Annotated in this window: 16 protein-coding genes; 6 read left to right on the top strand and 10 right to left on the bottom strand. The window is 67.3% G+C overall.

All coding sequences use genetic code 11. The features are described from left to right. Positions 1–180: 180 nt before the first annotated feature. The 3 genes from ACHQ4I_RS15130 to ACHQ4I_RS15120 all read right to left on the bottom strand — a co-directional run bounded on the left by ACHQ4I_RS15130 (position 181) and on the right by ACHQ4I_RS15120 (position 2904). Positions 181–1401, bottom strand: coding sequence for an acetyl-CoA C-acetyltransferase (locus tag ACHQ4I_RS15130; RefSeq protein ID WP_420772332.1), 1221 nt, complete (start codon positions 1399–1401; stop codon positions 181–183). 72 nt (positions 1402–1473) lie between these two features. Continuing rightward, positions 1474–2364: an SGNH/GDSL hydrolase family protein gene (locus ACHQ4I_RS15125; RefSeq protein WP_420772331.1), complete on the bottom strand. Its 891-nt coding sequence runs from the start codon at positions 2362–2364 to the stop codon at positions 1474–1476. Positions 2365–2424: 60 nt separating this feature from the next. Continuing rightward, a complete protein-coding gene (locus ACHQ4I_RS15120) occupies positions 2425–2904 on the bottom strand; it encodes a hypothetical protein (protein ID WP_420772330.1) in 480 nt (159 codons plus the stop codon). A 107-nt stretch (positions 2905–3011) separates the two neighbouring features. Here ACHQ4I_RS15120 and ACHQ4I_RS15115 point away from each other — a divergent pair, with 107 nt between their 5' ends. Next, entirely contained in the window at positions 3012–4385 is a 1374-nt protein-coding gene (locus ACHQ4I_RS15115; protein ID WP_420772329.1) for a cystathionine beta-synthase, read from the top strand. Between the two features lie 72 nt (positions 4386–4457). Here ACHQ4I_RS15115 and ACHQ4I_RS15110 read toward each other — a convergent pair whose 3' ends face one another. The 4 genes from ACHQ4I_RS15110 to ACHQ4I_RS15095 all read right to left on the bottom strand — a co-directional run bounded on the left by ACHQ4I_RS15110 (position 4458) and on the right by ACHQ4I_RS15095 (position 7782). Beyond that, positions 4458–4931, bottom strand: coding sequence for a DUF4254 domain-containing protein (locus tag ACHQ4I_RS15110; protein ID WP_420772328.1), 474 nt, complete (start codon positions 4929–4931; stop codon positions 4458–4460). Between the two features lie 298 nt (positions 4932–5229). Further along, positions 5230–6024: an MBL fold metallo-hydrolase gene (locus ACHQ4I_RS15105; RefSeq protein ID WP_420772327.1), complete on the bottom strand. Its 795-nt coding sequence runs from the start codon at positions 6022–6024 to the stop codon at positions 5230–5232. Between the two features lie 66 nt (positions 6025–6090). Further along, positions 6091–6864, bottom strand: a complete 774-nt coding sequence (locus tag ACHQ4I_RS15100; RefSeq protein WP_420772326.1) for a maleylpyruvate isomerase family mycothiol-dependent enzyme — start codon at positions 6862–6864, stop codon at positions 6091–6093. Positions 6865–6885: 21 nt separating this feature from the next. Next, the gene (locus ACHQ4I_RS15095) at positions 6886–7782 is read right to left on the bottom strand and encodes a TetR/AcrR family transcriptional regulator (RefSeq protein WP_420772325.1); all 897 of its coding nucleotides are present in this window, start codon (positions 7780–7782) and stop codon (positions 6886–6888) included. Here ACHQ4I_RS15095 and ACHQ4I_RS15090 point away from each other — a divergent pair. Then, positions 7754–8545 carry a mechanosensitive ion channel family protein gene (locus ACHQ4I_RS15090; RefSeq protein WP_420772324.1) on the top strand — a complete coding sequence of 264 codons (792 nt, stop codon included), beginning with the start codon at positions 7754–7756 and terminating at the stop codon, positions 8543–8545. The genes ACHQ4I_RS15095 and ACHQ4I_RS15090 overlap by 29 nt on opposite strands. Before the next feature lie 3 nt (positions 8546–8548). Here the strand turns inward: ACHQ4I_RS15090 and ACHQ4I_RS15085 are convergent, their stop codons facing one another. Then, the gene (locus tag ACHQ4I_RS15085) at positions 8549–9724 is read right to left on the bottom strand and encodes an acyl-CoA dehydrogenase family protein (RefSeq protein ID WP_420772323.1); all 1176 of its coding nucleotides are present in this window, start codon (positions 9722–9724) and stop codon (positions 8549–8551) included. Positions 9725–9835: 111 nt separating this feature from the next. On the opposite strand from ACHQ4I_RS15085, the gene ACHQ4I_RS15080 reads away from it, so the two are divergent. After that, the gene (locus tag ACHQ4I_RS15080) at positions 9836–10981 is read left to right on the top strand and encodes a cystathionine gamma-synthase (protein WP_420772322.1); all 1146 of its coding nucleotides are present in this window, start codon (positions 9836–9838) and stop codon (positions 10979–10981) included. A 65-nt stretch (positions 10982–11046) separates the two neighbouring features. Here ACHQ4I_RS15080 and greA read toward each other — a convergent pair whose 3' ends face one another. Together greA and ACHQ4I_RS15070 are read right to left on the bottom strand one after the other, a co-directional pair. Beyond that, positions 11047–11541 carry a transcription elongation factor GreA gene (gene greA, locus ACHQ4I_RS15075; RefSeq protein WP_040695247.1) on the bottom strand — a complete coding sequence of 165 codons (495 nt, stop codon included), beginning with the start codon at positions 11539–11541 and terminating at the stop codon, positions 11047–11049. A gap of 296 nt (positions 11542–11837) precedes the next feature. Next, on the bottom strand, positions 11838–12287 hold the full coding sequence (locus ACHQ4I_RS15070) for a DUF4307 domain-containing protein (protein ID WP_420772321.1): 450 nt from the start codon (positions 12285–12287) through the stop codon (positions 11838–11840). Positions 12288–12430: 143 nt separating this feature from the next. Here ACHQ4I_RS15070 and mca point away from each other — a divergent pair, with 143 nt between their 5' ends. From mca to ACHQ4I_RS15055, 3 genes are all read left to right on the top strand, one after another. Further along, a complete protein-coding gene (gene mca, locus ACHQ4I_RS15065) occupies positions 12431–13297 on the top strand; it encodes a mycothiol conjugate amidase Mca (RefSeq protein ID WP_420772711.1) in 867 nt (288 codons plus the stop codon). Further along, positions 13297–13566 (top strand): hypothetical protein, encoded by a 270-nt coding sequence (locus ACHQ4I_RS15060; protein WP_420772710.1) that lies wholly within the window; start codon positions 13297–13299, stop codon positions 13564–13566. Before mca ends, ACHQ4I_RS15060 begins: the two co-directional genes overlap by 1 nt. Positions 13567–13711: 145 nt before the next feature. After that, positions 13712–15022 carry an FAD-binding oxidoreductase gene (locus ACHQ4I_RS15055; RefSeq protein WP_420772320.1) on the top strand — a complete coding sequence of 437 codons (1311 nt, stop codon included), beginning with the start codon at positions 13712–13714 and terminating at the stop codon, positions 15020–15022. Positions 15023–15071 lie beyond the last annotated feature (49 nt).

Genomic DNA, 15071 nt, shown 5'->3' with positions numbered 1-15071 from the left:
TTCAGTCGTGCACGGGCAACGCGCCGAGCACATCGGTGGCGAGGTGGTCGTCGTCGCAACGCTCGACCAGCAAGGTGGCACCTGGAGCGTTCCTGGTGCGCAGCGGCAGGATCTGCTGTGAACGACGAAGGCGGCCACCGGAATCCCGGTGGCCGCCTCGTTGTCCAGCGAACGCGGTGACTAGCTCAGGCGCTCGATGACCATCGCCATGCCCTGGCCGCCGCCGACGCACATGGTCTCCACACCGAACTGCTTGTCGTAGGTCTGCAGGTTGTTGAGCAGCGTGGTGGTGATGCGGGCGCCGGTCATGCCGAACGGGTGGCCGAGCGCGATCGCGCCGCCGGAGACGTTCAGCTTGTCCTCGTCGATCTTCAGCGCGCGAGCCGAGCCGAGCACCTGTACCGCGAAGGCCTCGTTGATCTCGAACAGGTCGATATCGTCGACGGTCTTACCCGCGAGCGCGAGCGCGCGCTTGACGGCCTCGATCGGGCCCAGGCCCATGATCTCGGGGGACAGGCCGGAGACGCCGGTGGACACGATGCGGGCCAGCGGGGTCAGGCCGAGTTCCTTGGCCTTGGTGTCGCTCATGATGACCAGCGCGGCCGCGCCGTCGTTGAGCGGGCAGCAGTTACCCGCGGTGACGGTGCCGTCCGGACGGAATACCGGCTTCAGCTGGCTGACCGCCTCGTAGGTGACACCGGCGCGCGGGCCGTCGTCCTTGGAGACGACGGTGCCGTCGGGCAGCGTGATCGGGGTGATCTCGCGCTCGAAGAAGCCCGCCTTGATGGCCTCCTCCGCGCGGTTCTGCGAGCGCACGCCCCAGCGGTCCTGCTCCTCGCGGGTGATGCCGGTGAACGAGGCGACATTCTCGGCGGTCTGGCCCATGGCGATGTAGGCGTCCGGGATCAGGCCGTCCTCGCGCGGGTCGTGCCAGATGCCGGCGCCGCCCTCGGCGGTCTTCGCGGTGCGCGCCTCGGCGTCGGCGAACAGCGGGTTCTTGGTGTTCGGCCAGCTGTCGGCGGAGCCGTTCTTGTAGCGGGACACGGTCTCCACACCGGCGGAGATGAAGACATCGCCCTCGCCGGCCTTGATGGCGTGGAAGGCCATCCGGGTGGACTGCAGCGACGAGGCGCAGTAGCGGTGCACGGTGGTGCCGGGCACGAAGTCGTAGCCCAGCTGCACGGCGACGATGCGGGCGATATTGAAGCCGCTCTCGCCGCCGGGGGAGCCGCAGCCGAGGATCAGGTCGTCGATCTGGGCCGGGTCCAGGGCGGGCACCTTGTCGAGCGCCGCGCGCACGATCTGGGTGGTCAGATCGTCGGGCCGCATATCGACCAGCGAACCTTTGGCGGCCCGTCCGATCGGGGAGCGGGCGGTCGAAACGATGACGGCCTCGGGCATGAGGACTCCTTTGTTGGACGGTCGGTGTGGCGCGGCCGGACGGTGTCCGAAACGCGGTCTTCGAACCGTTTGTTACTTGTGCGTTCTCATCGAATCTACGTCGCGTCCTAGTGGGCGGGAAGGCGGGGTCGCCTCGGCGAGCGCGTCGATCAGGACCGGGAGCAGCAGTGCGGCCGCGAGTTCGTAACCCGCCGCCGAGGGGTGGAATCCGTCATCGGAGAACAGCAGCTCCGGTGCCGCCCGGAACTCCGGAGCCAGCCGATCACCCATCGGCACCGGGATGCCACCGGCCACGGTGGTGGCGACGGCCTGGGCCCGGGCCAGGCGGATGCTCCAGTTCCGCACCACGGTCCGCAGCGGCTGCGGAATGGCCGCGACGGTGCCGAGATTCGGGCAGGTGCCGACCACCACGATGCTGTCGGCGCGGCGCAGCCGGGCCACCGCGGCGGCGAGCCTGCGCGCGGAGGCGCGGATGGAGTGCTTCTTGGTGATGTCGTTGGCGCCGATCAGGATGACCGCGGCATCCGGCGGCGGTCCGGCGATGAACATGGCATCGACCTGTCCGGCCAGGCCTTTCGAGGTCGCGCCGGAGATCGCCTTGGTACTCAACCGGATTCGCTGTCCGGTGGCCTCGGCAAGCCCGCGTGCGATCCGCACGCCGGGGACATCCTCGGCGGACAAGCAGCCGACCCCGCCCGCGGTCGAGTCGCCGAAGATCATCAGATGCACGTCGGCGTGCAAGCCGGTGCGCCACGGCTGCGGTGCCGAACGGCCCGCGGTGTAGACGCCGTCGGCCTCCGGCGGTTTCGAGGTGTCGCGCCCGATCACGCCGCGCGCGACACCGGCTTGCGCCATGAGCAGTCGATAGGTTGCCCACCATGCGGTTCCGGCTCCGGAACCGGCCAATACGGTCGCGGCCCCAGTAACCGCCGCAGTCTTCCACCCGATGCGAGGAGCGCTCACTCGAATGAATTTACCGACTTCACACGGCTACGGCAGCCGAGCCGGGCAGGTCTCGACGGTTCAGGCGGGCGGGCCGACCGGGCCGGGGACGTCGAACCAGCCGTGCGCCGGGACACTCGCCGTGTCGGTGGTGACGGTCACCTCGATGCGACCCGGTCCGGTGTCCTGGAACAGGGCGTATTGAATGCTGCCGTAGAGGCCGGTGACCACGTTGTTCTCGTAGGCGCCCGTCGCGCCGGTATTCAGGTTGCGCCACGCGACGGTGGTGCGGACCTCGCACAGCGGGGCCAGCGGATAGTCGCCGGGGCCGATGCCGGCCGCCGGATCCGCGCGCACATTGAGTATCGCCCGGCCCGGCCACTGCGGACCGGTATCGGCCCAGGTGCGGATGCTGGTCCAGCACAGGCCACCGTGGGCCAGCGTCGGCACCCTCGGGAATTCGACGGTGCCGGCATTGGCGGGGCCGGCCCCGACGAATCCGGCGGCCACTGCCGCCCCGGCCAGAACTGTCGCGGCGCGAGCGATGTTCGGCTGCTTCATGTTTGCGATCCTAGGCAAGTGATCGGCCGCAGGTGCGGTTTGCCGCGCAAGACGCTCCAGGGCGACGTGCGCGAACTCACACTGGGTACTTCTGCAACGATGGGGGCATGCGCATCGCTGATCACGTCGTTGACCTCATCGGCAATACGCCGCTGGTTCGGTTGAACTCGGTGGTGGGGCCCAACGCTGGCGTCGTCGCGGCCAAGATCGAATATCTGAATCCGGGCGGCAGTGCCAAGGACCGCATCGCGGTGAAGATGATCGAGGCCGCGGAGGTGTCGGGCGCCCTGCGGCCCGGCGGCACCATCGTCGAGCCGACCTCCGGCAATACCGGTGTCGGGCTCGCGCTGGTCGCGCAGCAGCGCGGCTATAAGTGCGTATTCGTCTGCCCGGACAAGGTCAGCGAGGACAAGCGCAACGTGCTGCGCGCGTACGGCGCCGAGGTCGTGGTGTGCCCGACCGCGGTGCCGCCGGACCACCCGGACAGCTACTACAGCGTCTCCGACCGGCTGGTCCGCGAGATCGACGGCGCGTGGAAGCCGGATCAGTACTCCAATCCGGGCGGCCCGGACAGCCACTACGAGACCACCGGCCCGGAGGTCTGGCGCGATACCGACGGCAAGGTCACCCACTTCGTCGCCGGCGTCGGCACCGGCGGAACGATCACCGGCACCGGCCGGTATCTGAAGGAGGTCTCCGGCGGCAAGGTCAAGATCATCGGCGCGGATCCGGAGGGTTCGGTGTACTCCGGCGGCACCGGTCGGCCGTACCTGGTCGAGGGCGTCGGCGAGGACTTCTGGCCCTCGGCCTACGACCCGGCCGTCCCGGACGAGATCATCGCCGTCTCCGACGCCGACTCCTTCGATATGACCCGTCGGCTCGCGCGCGAGGAGGGGCTGCTGGTCGGCGGCTCCTGCGGGATGGCGGTGGTCGCGGCCATCGAGATCGCGCGCCGCGATCCCGACGCGCTGGTGGTCGTGCTGCTGCCCGACGGCGGCCGCGGCTATCTGTCGAAGATCTTCAACGACCAGTGGATGAGCTCCTACGGCTTCCTGCGCGACCGTCTCGACGGCACCGCGGAGCCGCTGGTCGGTGACGTGCTGCGCGGCAAGTCGGGCGCGCTGCCCGATCTGGTCCACACCCATCCGTCCGAGACCCTGCGCGATGCGATCGAGATCCTGCGCGAGTACGGCGTCTCGCAGATGCCCGTCGTCGGCGCCGAACCCCCGGTGATGGCAGGTGAAGTTGCCGGCAGCGTCACCGAACGCGACCTCCTCTCCGCAGTCTTCGAAGGCCGAGCCCACCTAACGGATCCCGTAGCCCAGCATATGAGCCCCTCATTCCCATTGATCGGCTCAGGCGAACCCATCTCATCCGCAACCAAGGCCCTCTCCGAAGCCGACGCCCTAATGGTCGTAGAAGACGGCAAACCCGTAGGCGTAATCACCCGCCACGACCTCCTGGGCTTCCTCAGCACCTGATCAAGATCAGGTGGAATCTGTGGCGGCATCGGTCGAGAGGCCACCGCAACCAGTGCCACCTGATCTTGATTACTACGCGGAGCGCCGCGCGCGCGAGTTGTCTTGGGTGGCGCCGGTGATGAGGTCGGTCCACTGGTCGGCGAGGAGGGCTAGGCGGTACCAGGCGGCGTGGACGCGGTCGTCGGAGACCCGCTCGGCGGTGTGCAGCAGGTGGCTGGCGTGGGTGTACGCCGCGGCCATTCGATCCATGGTCGCGCCAATGGATTCGGCTCGGATATGCGCCGTTGATTGTCGCTGTGGCACTCGGGTGACGACCCAGGTGTCGATCGCTGAGACGAGCTCTGCTCGGCGGCAATCTATTCCGGCGGTGGCGAGTGGATCGTCGTGCCGCTTCCTGTGCAGTTCCGCGAGTACTCGCGCCAGCGGAATAAGCGGATGTTCCGGATCGGACTCGGGCGGATGGCCGCCAAAGGCGGCGACCAATTCTCGTTGGTCCGGCAGAGCTCTTGCGCCCTCGATGATCGGCGCGCGATTACGCACGAACATGATCAACCCCGAGATCGATCGAGCGACGGCATGTACATGGTGCACCTCCGAATAAGCGGTCGGTGCACTCGGATTCGCCGCGTTGATCCGGGACGCTGTAATGCCTCCCCTGTGAGGCCTTCCCGAAACCGAGTGCGATTACAGCTTGCGCATCTGCTTTGGCGAATCGGTGACATGAAGGTGGCACAGCGATGACAGGCAGTAACAATATTCTCCACCCGACGCGAACCGCGTTGTGAAATAGGGCGACCAGTTTGGGTCATCCGAATATGCCAGTCGCCCAGCATAATTCGACGGATCAGGGCTCGAACGCCGCCAGCATGGATTCCAGCGCCTGCTGATCCGGTCCGACGAAGGCGGGCGCGGTCGGCGCGGCCGAGATCGTCTCGAACATGCGGTCGTTCATGTCGATCGCGGGCGGCAGATGTGTGCTGAAGATGCCGGACGGATCGAGTTTCCGAATCGGATCCACAGTGGCCGAATATTTTTCGGGATCCACAGTGTGCACCCACGGACTGTCCACCGTTGCCCACAGTAATTGCGCCTGCGCCAGTTCCGCTCCGGCGGCGCGGACATCGGCCCCGGTGGCGATATCCGGGGTCGGCATGGGTGCGCCGAAGCAGTCCGAGCTGAACAGCGCGCCGGAACGAATGTCGAATACGCCGACGGTGGCGGGGTTGTCGAAAAGCGGCGGCCGGAAGCCGACCAGCGTGCGATCGCCGACGTCCAGGCGCTGGCCCGGATTGAGCAGATAGACCCGGTCGAGTGGAATCGTCCACTCGCAGGACATGATTCCGACACCGATGAAGGTGGTCACGATGCGAGCCCGCGGTGCGGCCTCGAGCAGCCGCCACAGTCCGCCGGTGTGATCGCGGTCCGGATGGGTCAGCCAGATCCAGCGCACCTCGGCTGGATCGAGGACGCGTGCGAGTTCGGCGAGAAAGTCCTTGTCGGAGTTGGCCAATCCGGTGTCGATGACGACCGGCTCGGCGGCGTGCAGGACGAAGGCGTTGACCGGGATGAACCCGAGACCGGGTACCTCGATGCAGTCGCTGAGCGCGGTGACATCGGCGCAGAGCTTGGGGATGTTCATGGTGTTCCTGCGCTTTGCTAGCGAGAAGTGTTGGTCCGCAGCGGGATTCGAACCACAGCGGTGCGGTCAGAACGGAACCTGCGTGCCGAGCAGGCCCGTTCCGCAACCGCGGCCGGACAGCGTCCGGCAGAACTCGATCGCGTCGAGTTCGAGCGAATCGCCCATGCCCTCCGGCGAGGACCAGGTGCCACCTGCGGGGCCGGTCAGCGTCAGTCGATACGACTTGCCGTGCCGCCCCGCCCATTCGCGCACCACATCGTCGACGAGCACGCCGTCGTGATCGGCGGTGAGCACCAGGTCCTGCCCGGTGGCCCGGCACAGGTCGATGCGGTGCATCCACGGGTCGCGGGTCAGGATGATGTCGATCAGATAGCCGAGGCTCCACTTTTCGGCGATGCCGTTGACCACCTGCTCGCCCGGCATCGGTCGCCGACGGATCAGCCCAGGTGTGCGCCGTCGTCCCGCTGCGGCGCGCGGACCGATTTCGGCGAGCATTTCGGTGAGTTCGGCGGGAGAGTGGGTCCCGAACTTGCGGACCTGCAGCGCGGTCAGCGCATCGATCATCAGCTCCGCACCGCCCGGCCGCTTCTTCGCGATGCGGTTCTGCCGCAGGTTCTCCAGCGGTGATGCCGCCATCGCGGCCATGCCGACCACGTGCGCGATCATCTGGTGCACGGTCCATTCCGTGCAGTCGGTCGGCTTCGCCCAATCGTCGGTGCCCAGTCGGTCCACCGCTTGCGCCATGCGTGTGTATTCCGCTGCCGCGAGCCGCATGGCCTCGGCTCGGTCCAGCGCGGGTTGTCGGAGGTCGGTCCGTGCACGGGTGCTCATCATGGTCATGGTCTTTTCCTTGTTCCGGTGTCATTCGGTTGTTTCGCTGTCGTCGGCCAGGCCGACGCCGTCGCACCACATGTCGACCGCGCGATCCAGCAGCCTGCGTCTGCTGTCGCCACCGGGATCGTTGGCCAATTGCTGATCGACCAGACCGCCGATCAGGGCAAACCAGATCTCGACGTCGCCGCGGTCGGTCACGCCGAGCTCGGCAAGCAGGGCGAGACCGTGTTGCAGCACCCGCACCGCGTGGGCATACGACTCTTCGGATGGTTCGAAGCCGGGGATGGTCCGCTGGTTCATCAACTGGTAGCGCGACAGGTCGGCGACCGCGAAGTCGAAGAAGACCCGCGCCAGCGCCCGCATCCGCGCGCGCGGGGCGGTGGGCAGTTCGGCCCGCTGGGTCACTCGCTCGTACTCCTGCCACGCGTGCCCGAACATCGCGTCGTAGATGGCGTTCTTCGAGGCGAAATGCGTATACAGCGACGGCGCCCGCATGCCGACCCGGTTTGCGATCTCGCGCAGCGTGATCTGGGGGAGCCCACGCTCGCGCGCCACATCCCAGGCGACCTCCAGGATCTCCTGCCGCGTCGCCTCACGCCGTTCGGCCTGCCTATTGCGAGTAGATTCACCTAACACAGTTAGGAGTGTGAGCTGGATCACGTCAATTGTCAATGGCTCGGACGTCAAATGTGATTGCCGGAGATCGGCAAATTCTTCGCAAATATCAAATTCGGGTGTTCGGAGCGGGTATAACCGGGCTGGAAGCCGCTTCGGCAAACCCGCCTCGGCGTAATCGAATAGCGAAGGGAAGGCCATGCACACCTCCAGTTCGGCTATCGATTTCCAGAAAGGGCTCTCGGACGCGTGGAGTTCGATCGCCACGTTCGTACCAAAGTTGGCCGGATTCCTGGCCATCATGCTCATCGGCTGGATCATCGCGAAGATGGCCGCCGCGATCGTGGTTCGAGTGCTCGATCGGGTCGGCTTCGACCGGCTCGTCGAGCGCGGCGGCATCCGGCAATTGCTTTCGCGCAGCCGCTATGACGCCGCGGATCTGCTGGCGAAGCTCGCCTATTACGCGATCCTGCTGATCGCACTGCAGCTCGGATTCGGGGTGTTCGGTCCGAATCCGGTGAGCGTGATGCTGAACGGCATCGTCTCCTGGCTGCCCAAGGCCGCCGTCGCGATCGTCATCGTGGTGGTCGCGGGCGCCATCGCGCATGCCGTGCGTGACGTGGTCGGCAATGCGCTCGGCGGCCTGTCCTACGGTCCGATGCTCGGTCGGCTGGCCGCGGTATTCATCTGGGGCGTAGGCATTGTCGCCGCGCTCGATCAGGTCGCAGTGGCGACCTCGGTCACCATGACGATCCTCATTGCCGTGTTGGCCACCATCGGCGGCATCCTGGTGGTCGGCGTCGGCGGCGGCATGATCCGCCCGATGCAGCAGCGCTGGGCGGGCTGGATGAGCGATCTCGAGGACGAGATGCCTGCGGTCAAGGGCCATGCGCAGGCCTACCGGCGGGGCCGTGCGGACGCGGCGCGCGAACGGTTGTGGATGGATCAGCAGGCGGCCCGCGGGCAGGGCTGGCCGCCGGAGCAGCCGATGCCGGACGGATATCCGGAGCGGGGCGGCTTCACGCAGTCGGGTGAATATATGCAGTACGGTGATCCGCGCGATATGCGCTGAGCACTACCGAAATGCGTTCGCGTCCGTGAGCACCTTTCCGAGCACCAACTGGTGCACCTCCGCCGTGCCCTCGTAGGTGAGCACCGACTCGAGATTGTTCGCATGCCGCAGCACCGGATAGTCCAGGGTGATGCCGTTGGCGCCCAGAATGGTCCGGCACTCGCGGGCGATCGCGATGGCCTCCCGGGTGCTGTTGAGCTTGCCCGCACTGATCTGCTCCGCCAGCGCCTCGCCACGATCCTTCAGCCGGCCGATCTGCAGCGCGAGCAGTTGTCCCTTGCCGTATTCGAGCGCCATATCGGCCAGCTTCGCCTGGGTCAGCTGGTAGGCGGCCAGCGGCTTATCGAAGACCTCCCTGGTCCGCGCGTACTCGATCGTCGCGGTCAGGCAGTCGCGGGCCGCGCCGAGCGCGCCGAAAATAATGCCGAAACGCGCCTCGCTCAGACAGGCGAGCGGGGAGCTCAGTCCGCGCGACCGCGGCAGCACCGCGTCCGCGGGCAGTCGCACATCGTCGAAGTCCAGTTCCGCGGTCACCGAGGCGCGCAGCGACAGCTTGTGATGCATCTCGCGGGCGGTGAATCCGGGCGTGCCCGCCGGTACCAGGAATCCGCGCACCACCTGTTTGCCCTCGTCCTCGGTCTGCGCCCAGACCACCGCGATATCGGCCACCGACCCATTGGTGATCCACATCTTCGACCCGTTGAGCACCCAGTCGGCGCCATCGCGCTTGGCCCTGGTCCGCATGCCGCCCGGATTGGAGCCGAAGTCCGGTTCGGTCAGGCCGAAACAGCCGAGCGCGCGCCCCGCCGCCATATCCGGCAGCCAGCGCTGCTTCTGCTCCTCGGAGCCGAACTTGTGGATCGCGGTCATGGCCAGCGAGCCCTGCACCGAGACCATGCTGCGCACGCCCGAATCGACCGCCTCGAGCTCCTGGCAGGCCAGACCGTATGCGGTCGCCGAAAGGCCAGCGCACCCGTAGCCCTCCAGGTGCATGCCGAGCAACCCGACATTGCCGAGTTCCGGGGCGATCTCGCGGGCCGGGAAGGTCCCCGCCTCGAACCACTGCGCGATATGCGGCCGCAACCGGTGGTTCGCGAACGTGCGGACGGTATCGCGGATCTCGCGCTCGTCCTCGGTCAACAGGCCATCGATCGCGAACAGTTCATCAACGCTCAGCATGAGCTCAACCTACCGCCGCTGGCGTGGCGATAGCGGTGATCGGGGCACAACCGATGATCCGCACCGCACCGGCCGATAGCCCGCCGATCGCCCGGGTTTAGGCTGACCCCCATGAGTGAGCTGGGATTCTCCACCAGAGCCGTGCACGCCGGATACGACCCCGAAGCGCGGACCGGTGCGGTGAACGTGCCCATCTACGCGAGTTCGACGTTCGCCCAGGACGGGGTGGGCGGGCTGCGCGACGGCTACGAATACGGCCGCACCGGCAACCCGACCAGGACCGCGCTGGAGGCGAACCTCGCCGCGCTCGAATCGGGCCGTTACGGAAGGGCGTTCGCCTCCGGCATGGCCGCCACCGACTGTGCCCTGCGGGCGACGCTGCGCCCCGGCGACCACATCGTCATCCCGGATGACGCCTACGGCGGCACCTTCCGGCTGATCGATAAGGTCTTCAGCCAGTGGGGCATCGAGCACTCGCCCGCCCACGTATTCAACGTCGACGAGATGCGCGCCGCGATCCGGCCCAATACCAAGCTGATCTGGATCGAGACCCCGACCAACCCGCTGCTGAGCATCGGCGACATTCCCGCACTCGCCGACGTCGCGCACACCGCGGGCGCGAAACTGGTGGTGGACAACACCTTTGCCACGCCGTACCTGCAGCAGCCGCTGCTGCTCGGCGCCGATATCGTGACCCATTCGACCACCAAGTACCTGGGCGGACACTCCGATGTCGTCGGCGGCGCATTGATCACCAACGATCCGGAGCTCGACGCCGCATTCGCCTTCCTACAGAACGGTGCGGGCGCGGTCCCCGGTCCGTTCGACGCTTTCCTCACCCTGCGCGGCACCAAAACCCTCGCGGTGCGGATGGATCGGCACTGCGACAACGCCGAGACCATCGCCGAATACCTGACCCGGCATCCGGCGATCTCGCAGGTCATCTACCCCGGCCTGGCCGAGCATCCGGGCCACCTCGTCGCCGATAAGCAGATGAAGCGCTTCGGCGGCATGATCTCGGTGCGGCTCAACGGCGGCAAGGACGCGGCGCACGACTTCTGCTCGCGCACCAAGATCTTCACCCTCGCCGAATCGCTCGGCGGCGTGGAATCGCTGATCGAGCATCCGGCCGCGATGACACACGCCTCCACCGCCGGCTCGCAGCTCGAGGTGCCCGACGATCTGGTGCGGCTCTCGGTCGGCATCGAGGACGTCAGCGATCTGCTCGCCGATGTCGAACAGGCACTGGCCAACTAGTCATGAACCGAACGAGCGGCCGCATCCGGGAGATCCGGATGCGGCCGCTCGTTTCGTATCGGAGATCAGCTGTGGTAGGGCTCCGCGCTGACCAGCGTCACCTTCATGGTCTTGCCGTTGGGCAGCGTGTACTCACGGGTGTCGCCGACCTTCGCGTCGATGAGCGCGCCACCGAGCGGCGAATTCGGCGAGTAGGTCTCGAGCTTGGAATCGTTGAGGCCCTCTTCGCGGGTCGCGATGAGGAAGGTCTCGGTGTCGGACTCGTCGCCGTCGTAGTAGACCTTGACGACCGAACCCGGCAGTGCGACGCCGGACTTGGTGGGCGCAACGCCGACCTTGGCGTTGTTCAGCAGCTCTTGCAGCTGGCGAATGCGCGCCTCCTGCTGACCCTGCTCCTCACGGGCGGCGTGGTATCCGCCGTTTTCCTTGAGGTCGCCCTCTTCGCGGCGCTCGTTGATCTCGGCGGCGATGACCGGACGATTGGCGATGAGCGCGTCGAGTTCACCCTTGAGCCTGTCGTGCGACTCCGGGGTCAGCCAAGTCACTTGCGTCTCAGTCATCTCGATCACTCCCTAGTAGTTGTTCCCGGCCAGGCCGGGTTCCCTGATCCGCTGCAGTGCCCACAGGGGGCGGGCACGCACCAGCCGACGGCTAGTGCCATCCTGGGGAAGTTCGTCGAACCCCGACAGGCTTCAGATCCGGCAAACTCGTAAACCCGGAACTGACAGCGCTGACCGCCAATGCAGCAAACACGGCTCCGAGCCCCGGAACCGTGTATCACGCCATTTTAGCATGAATCACAAACATGCAGGTCGGCGTTCGTTTTGTAGACGCCTCGGTGCGGTATTGCCGGGAATCAACCCGCCCGCAGGTACTTCGGCACGTCATCGCTGCAGCCGTAAATGCTGCTCGAGACCGGCCGGGCGGAGGCGCGCACGATGGTCGTCAGCTCGATGGTGCCACTGCTGGACGGCTCGATCAGCACCTCGCGGCGGCCCAATTCGGATCCGTCCCTGGCCATCGCGCGCACGAAACACACCACCGGCTGCTCCGGATCCTTGCGGGTGACCTTGAGATGTACCGAGATGGTGGAATCGTCGACGACGGTGTAGCCCAGCTGTTCGGCGTCGATATCGTCCGGGCCGTATTTCTGGAATCCGATATAGGCGACCCCGAGACCCGCGGCGAGCACCACCGCGCCGAGTGCGAGGGGAATCCAGCGGCGTGTCGGGCGTGGCGCCGTACCGTACCGGTCGGTATGTCGAGCGGCGGGCGCCGAAGCGGCGGCACCGGGCGTATCACTCATGGTGCATCACTCCCGGGGGGTACGTCGGAACAAAAGTCTGTCGAATGGAACTATAGGGACAGGCAGATCGGACCCCGGCGGCGGAGAGTACGAGGTATGACGGTGAGTTCTGAGGTGGACGAGACGTGAGTGGCTTTCGCCTCATGGCGGTTCACGCACACCCCGACGACGAGTCCAGCAAGGGTGCCGCGACGACCGCACGCTATGCCGATGAGGGGCACGATGTCCTCGTCGTGACGCTGACCGGCGGTGAACGCGGCAGCATCCTCAATCCCGCGATGGACACGCCGGGCGTGCTGGAGCGGATCGACGAGATCCGGCGCGAGGAGATGGACGCCGCGGCCGCCGCGCTCGGTGTGCGCCAGACCTGGCTCGGTTTCGTCGACTCCGGCCTGCCCGAGGGTGATCCGCTGCCGCCGCTGCCGGAGGGCTGCTTCGCACTGGTCCCGCTGGAGGAGGCCGTCGAGGCGCTGGTCCGGGTGGTGCGCGAATTCAAGCCGCATGTGATGACGACCTATGACGAGAACGGCGGCTACCCGCATCCGGATCACATCCGCTGCCATGAGGTGTCGATGGCCGCATTCGCGGCGGCGGGCGACCCGGAGCGGTTCCCGGACGCGGGCGAGCCGTGGCAGCCGCTGAAGATCTACTACGACCACGGTTTCACCATGGCGCGCCTGGATGTCTTCGCCGGGGAGTACGAGCGGATCGGTGAGCCGTTCCCGCTGCAGGAGTGGCTGGAGCGGATGCGGACCTACCGCCAGGGCCGCCCGGACGGGATGACCCGGGTGACCACACAGGTCGAATGCGCCAAATACTTCCCCCAGCGCGACGACGCCCTGCGCGCACACGCCACCCAGATCGATCCCAACGGCGCGTTCTTCGCGATTCCGATGGAGATGCAGCAGCGGCTGTGGCCGACCGAGGAGTTCGAACTGGCTCAGTCGCGGGTGCCGACCACGCTCCCGGAGACCGACCTGTTCGCCGGCATCGAAGACGGGCACCGATGATGCTCGCGCTGCTCGCCCAGGCACCCGGCACACCCACCGGACCCGAGTTCGGCAAGGCGTCGCCGCTCGGTCTGGTGATCATTCTGGTGCTGCTCGCCGGGACCGTGCTGTTGGTGCGGTCGATGAACCGGCATATCAAGGGTCTGCCCGCGACCTTCGAGCCCGAACATCCGGAGCCGGATCAGGAGGCCGACGAGGGCACCGAACCGGGCATCACCCGGCTCGACGAGAAGGGGGCCGAGCCCGACGATCGGCCCGATAAAACCTGATAGCGCACGCTGTGACAACGGCCACCCGATAACTTCGGGTGGCCGTTGTTACGTTTGCCGGTCGTATTTCGTCAATGGATCAGTCGCGGCCCGATCCACGGGCCGCGGGTGCTTTCGGGCACAGCCGCGAAGTGAGGAAATACCAATGGCATTCGAGGATCTGCGCGCCGAGCTGCCCGGCCGCGTGCTGGTACCGGGCGACGAAGGCTTCGAAGCGGCGGCGCGGCCGTGGTCCACCGCGGTCACCCAGCCGGTCGCCGCGGTCGTGCGGGCGGCCGACGCGGATGACGTGGCCGCCGTGGTGGCGCACGCGCGCCGGGCCGGGGTGTCGGTGGTCGCACAGCCGACCGGGCACGGAGCCTCGGGCGGCATCGAGGAAGCGATCCTGCTGCGCACCGGGGCTCTGGACAGCGTCGAGATCGATGCCGAGCGGCGGGTGGCGAAGGTCGGTGCCGGCGCGAACTGGGGTGCGGTGCAGGCCGCGGCCGCAGTGCACGGGTTGACCGCCCTGGCGGGCAGCAACCCGGTGGTCGGTGTGACCGGGTACACCCTCGGCGGCGGGCTCAGCTGGTTCAGCCGCAAATACGGCTGGGCTTCGGATGCGGTGCGCGCCTTCGAGATCGTCGATGCCGAGGGCGCGCCGGCGCGGGTGACCGCCGCGAACGATCCGGAGCTGTTCTGGGCATTGCGCGGCGGCGGTGGCGATTTCGCGGTGGTGACCGCGCTCGAATTCGACCTCTTCCCGGCTCCGGGGCTATATGGCGGTCGCGTGATGTGGCACGGTGCGCGCACGGCGGCGGTCTTCGAGGCGTTCCAGGAGATCACCGCCGAGGCGCCCGACGAACTGTCGGTGTGGTTGCACCGGTTCCAGTTCCCCGACGCGCCGCCGATGGTCGCGCTCGACGTCGCCTACCTCGGCGATCCGGAGGCGGGTCGGTCCCTGCTGGCCCGTTTGGACGCGATCGACGGGCCGATCGCCGACAAGCGTGGTGCGCTGTCGGTGGCGAACCTCGGCGATATCACCGCCGAGCCGACCGATCCGAGCCCGTCCGTCTCGCGCGGTGAACTGCTCACCGATCTCGGCGACGCGGTCGTGAAGACCCTGCTCGACGAACCCGTCCCACCACTGGCCGATATCCAGATCCGCCACCTGGGTGGCGCACTGGCCAGGGCGGCTGCCGACGGCGGCGCGCGCGGCCCGGTCACCGAGCCCTACCTGCTCTACGCACTCGGCCTCGGACTGCCGCACCTGATGGCCGCCGTCACCGCCCGACGGGCCGAAATCGTGGACGCGATCGGCGCGCACATCAGCGGCCGCAAGCCGTACACATTCCTCACCCCGGACGAGACGGCCGCGGCTGCATTCGACGAGACCACACTCGCGCGGTTGCGGGATATCAAGCGGGCCAGGGATCCGCGGTCGGTGATCCGGTCCAACTATCCCGTTCTCGGATAACGCATTTCGGCCGCTGTCGACCGCCGGTCGGCCGCGGCATGTCCGAAAC

It is taken from the genome of Nocardia nepalensis (assembly GCF_048910785.1).
Lineage (GTDB): Bacteria > Actinomycetota > Actinomycetes > Mycobacteriales > Mycobacteriaceae > Nocardia > Nocardia nepalensis.
This window is presented reverse-complemented; position numbering and strand designations above follow the sequence as displayed.

Coding starts and splice junctions, on each gene's coding strand:
- ACHQ4I_RS15130 (WP_420772332.1), bottom strand. CDS start 1,401: ATGCCCGAGGCCGTCATCGTTTCGACCGCCCGCTCCCCGATCGGACGG.
- ACHQ4I_RS15120 (WP_420772330.1), bottom strand. CDS start 2,904: ATGAAGCAGCCGAACATCGCTCGCGCCGCGACAGTTCTGGCCGGGGCG.
- ACHQ4I_RS15115 (WP_420772329.1), top strand. CDS start 3,012: ATGCGCATCGCTGATCACGTCGTTGACCTCATCGGCAATACGCCGCTG.
- ACHQ4I_RS15110 (WP_420772328.1), bottom strand. CDS start 4,931: ATGTTCGTGCGTAATCGCGCGCCGATCATCGAGGGCGCAAGAGCTCTG.
- ACHQ4I_RS15105 (WP_420772327.1), bottom strand. CDS start 6,024: ATGAACATCCCCAAGCTCTGCGCCGATGTCACCGCGCTCAGCGACTGC.
- ACHQ4I_RS15100 (WP_420772326.1), bottom strand. CDS start 6,864: ATGACCATGATGAGCACCCGTGCACGGACCGACCTCCGACAACCCGCG.
- ACHQ4I_RS15095 (WP_420772325.1), bottom strand. CDS start 7,782: ATGAGCATGATGGCCAGGAATCCGGCCAACTTTGGTACGAACGTGGCG.
- ACHQ4I_RS15085 (WP_420772323.1), bottom strand. CDS start 9,724: ATGCTGAGCGTTGATGAACTGTTCGCGATCGATGGCCTGTTGACCGAG.
- ACHQ4I_RS15080 (WP_420772322.1), top strand. CDS start 9,836: ATGAGTGAGCTGGGATTCTCCACCAGAGCCGTGCACGCCGGATACGAC.
- greA (WP_040695247.1), bottom strand. CDS start 11,541: ATGACTGAGACGCAAGTGACTTGGCTGACCCCGGAGTCGCACGACAGG.
- ACHQ4I_RS15070 (WP_420772321.1), bottom strand. CDS start 12,287: ATGAGTGATACGCCCGGTGCCGCCGCTTCGGCGCCCGCCGCTCGACAT.
- mca (WP_420772711.1), top strand. CDS start 12,431: ATGGCGGTTCACGCACACCCCGACGACGAGTCCAGCAAGGGTGCCGCG.
- ACHQ4I_RS15060 (WP_420772710.1), top strand. CDS start 13,297: ATGCTCGCGCTGCTCGCCCAGGCACCCGGCACACCCACCGGACCCGAG.
- ACHQ4I_RS15055 (WP_420772320.1), top strand. CDS start 13,712: ATGGCATTCGAGGATCTGCGCGCCGAGCTGCCCGGCCGCGTGCTGGTA.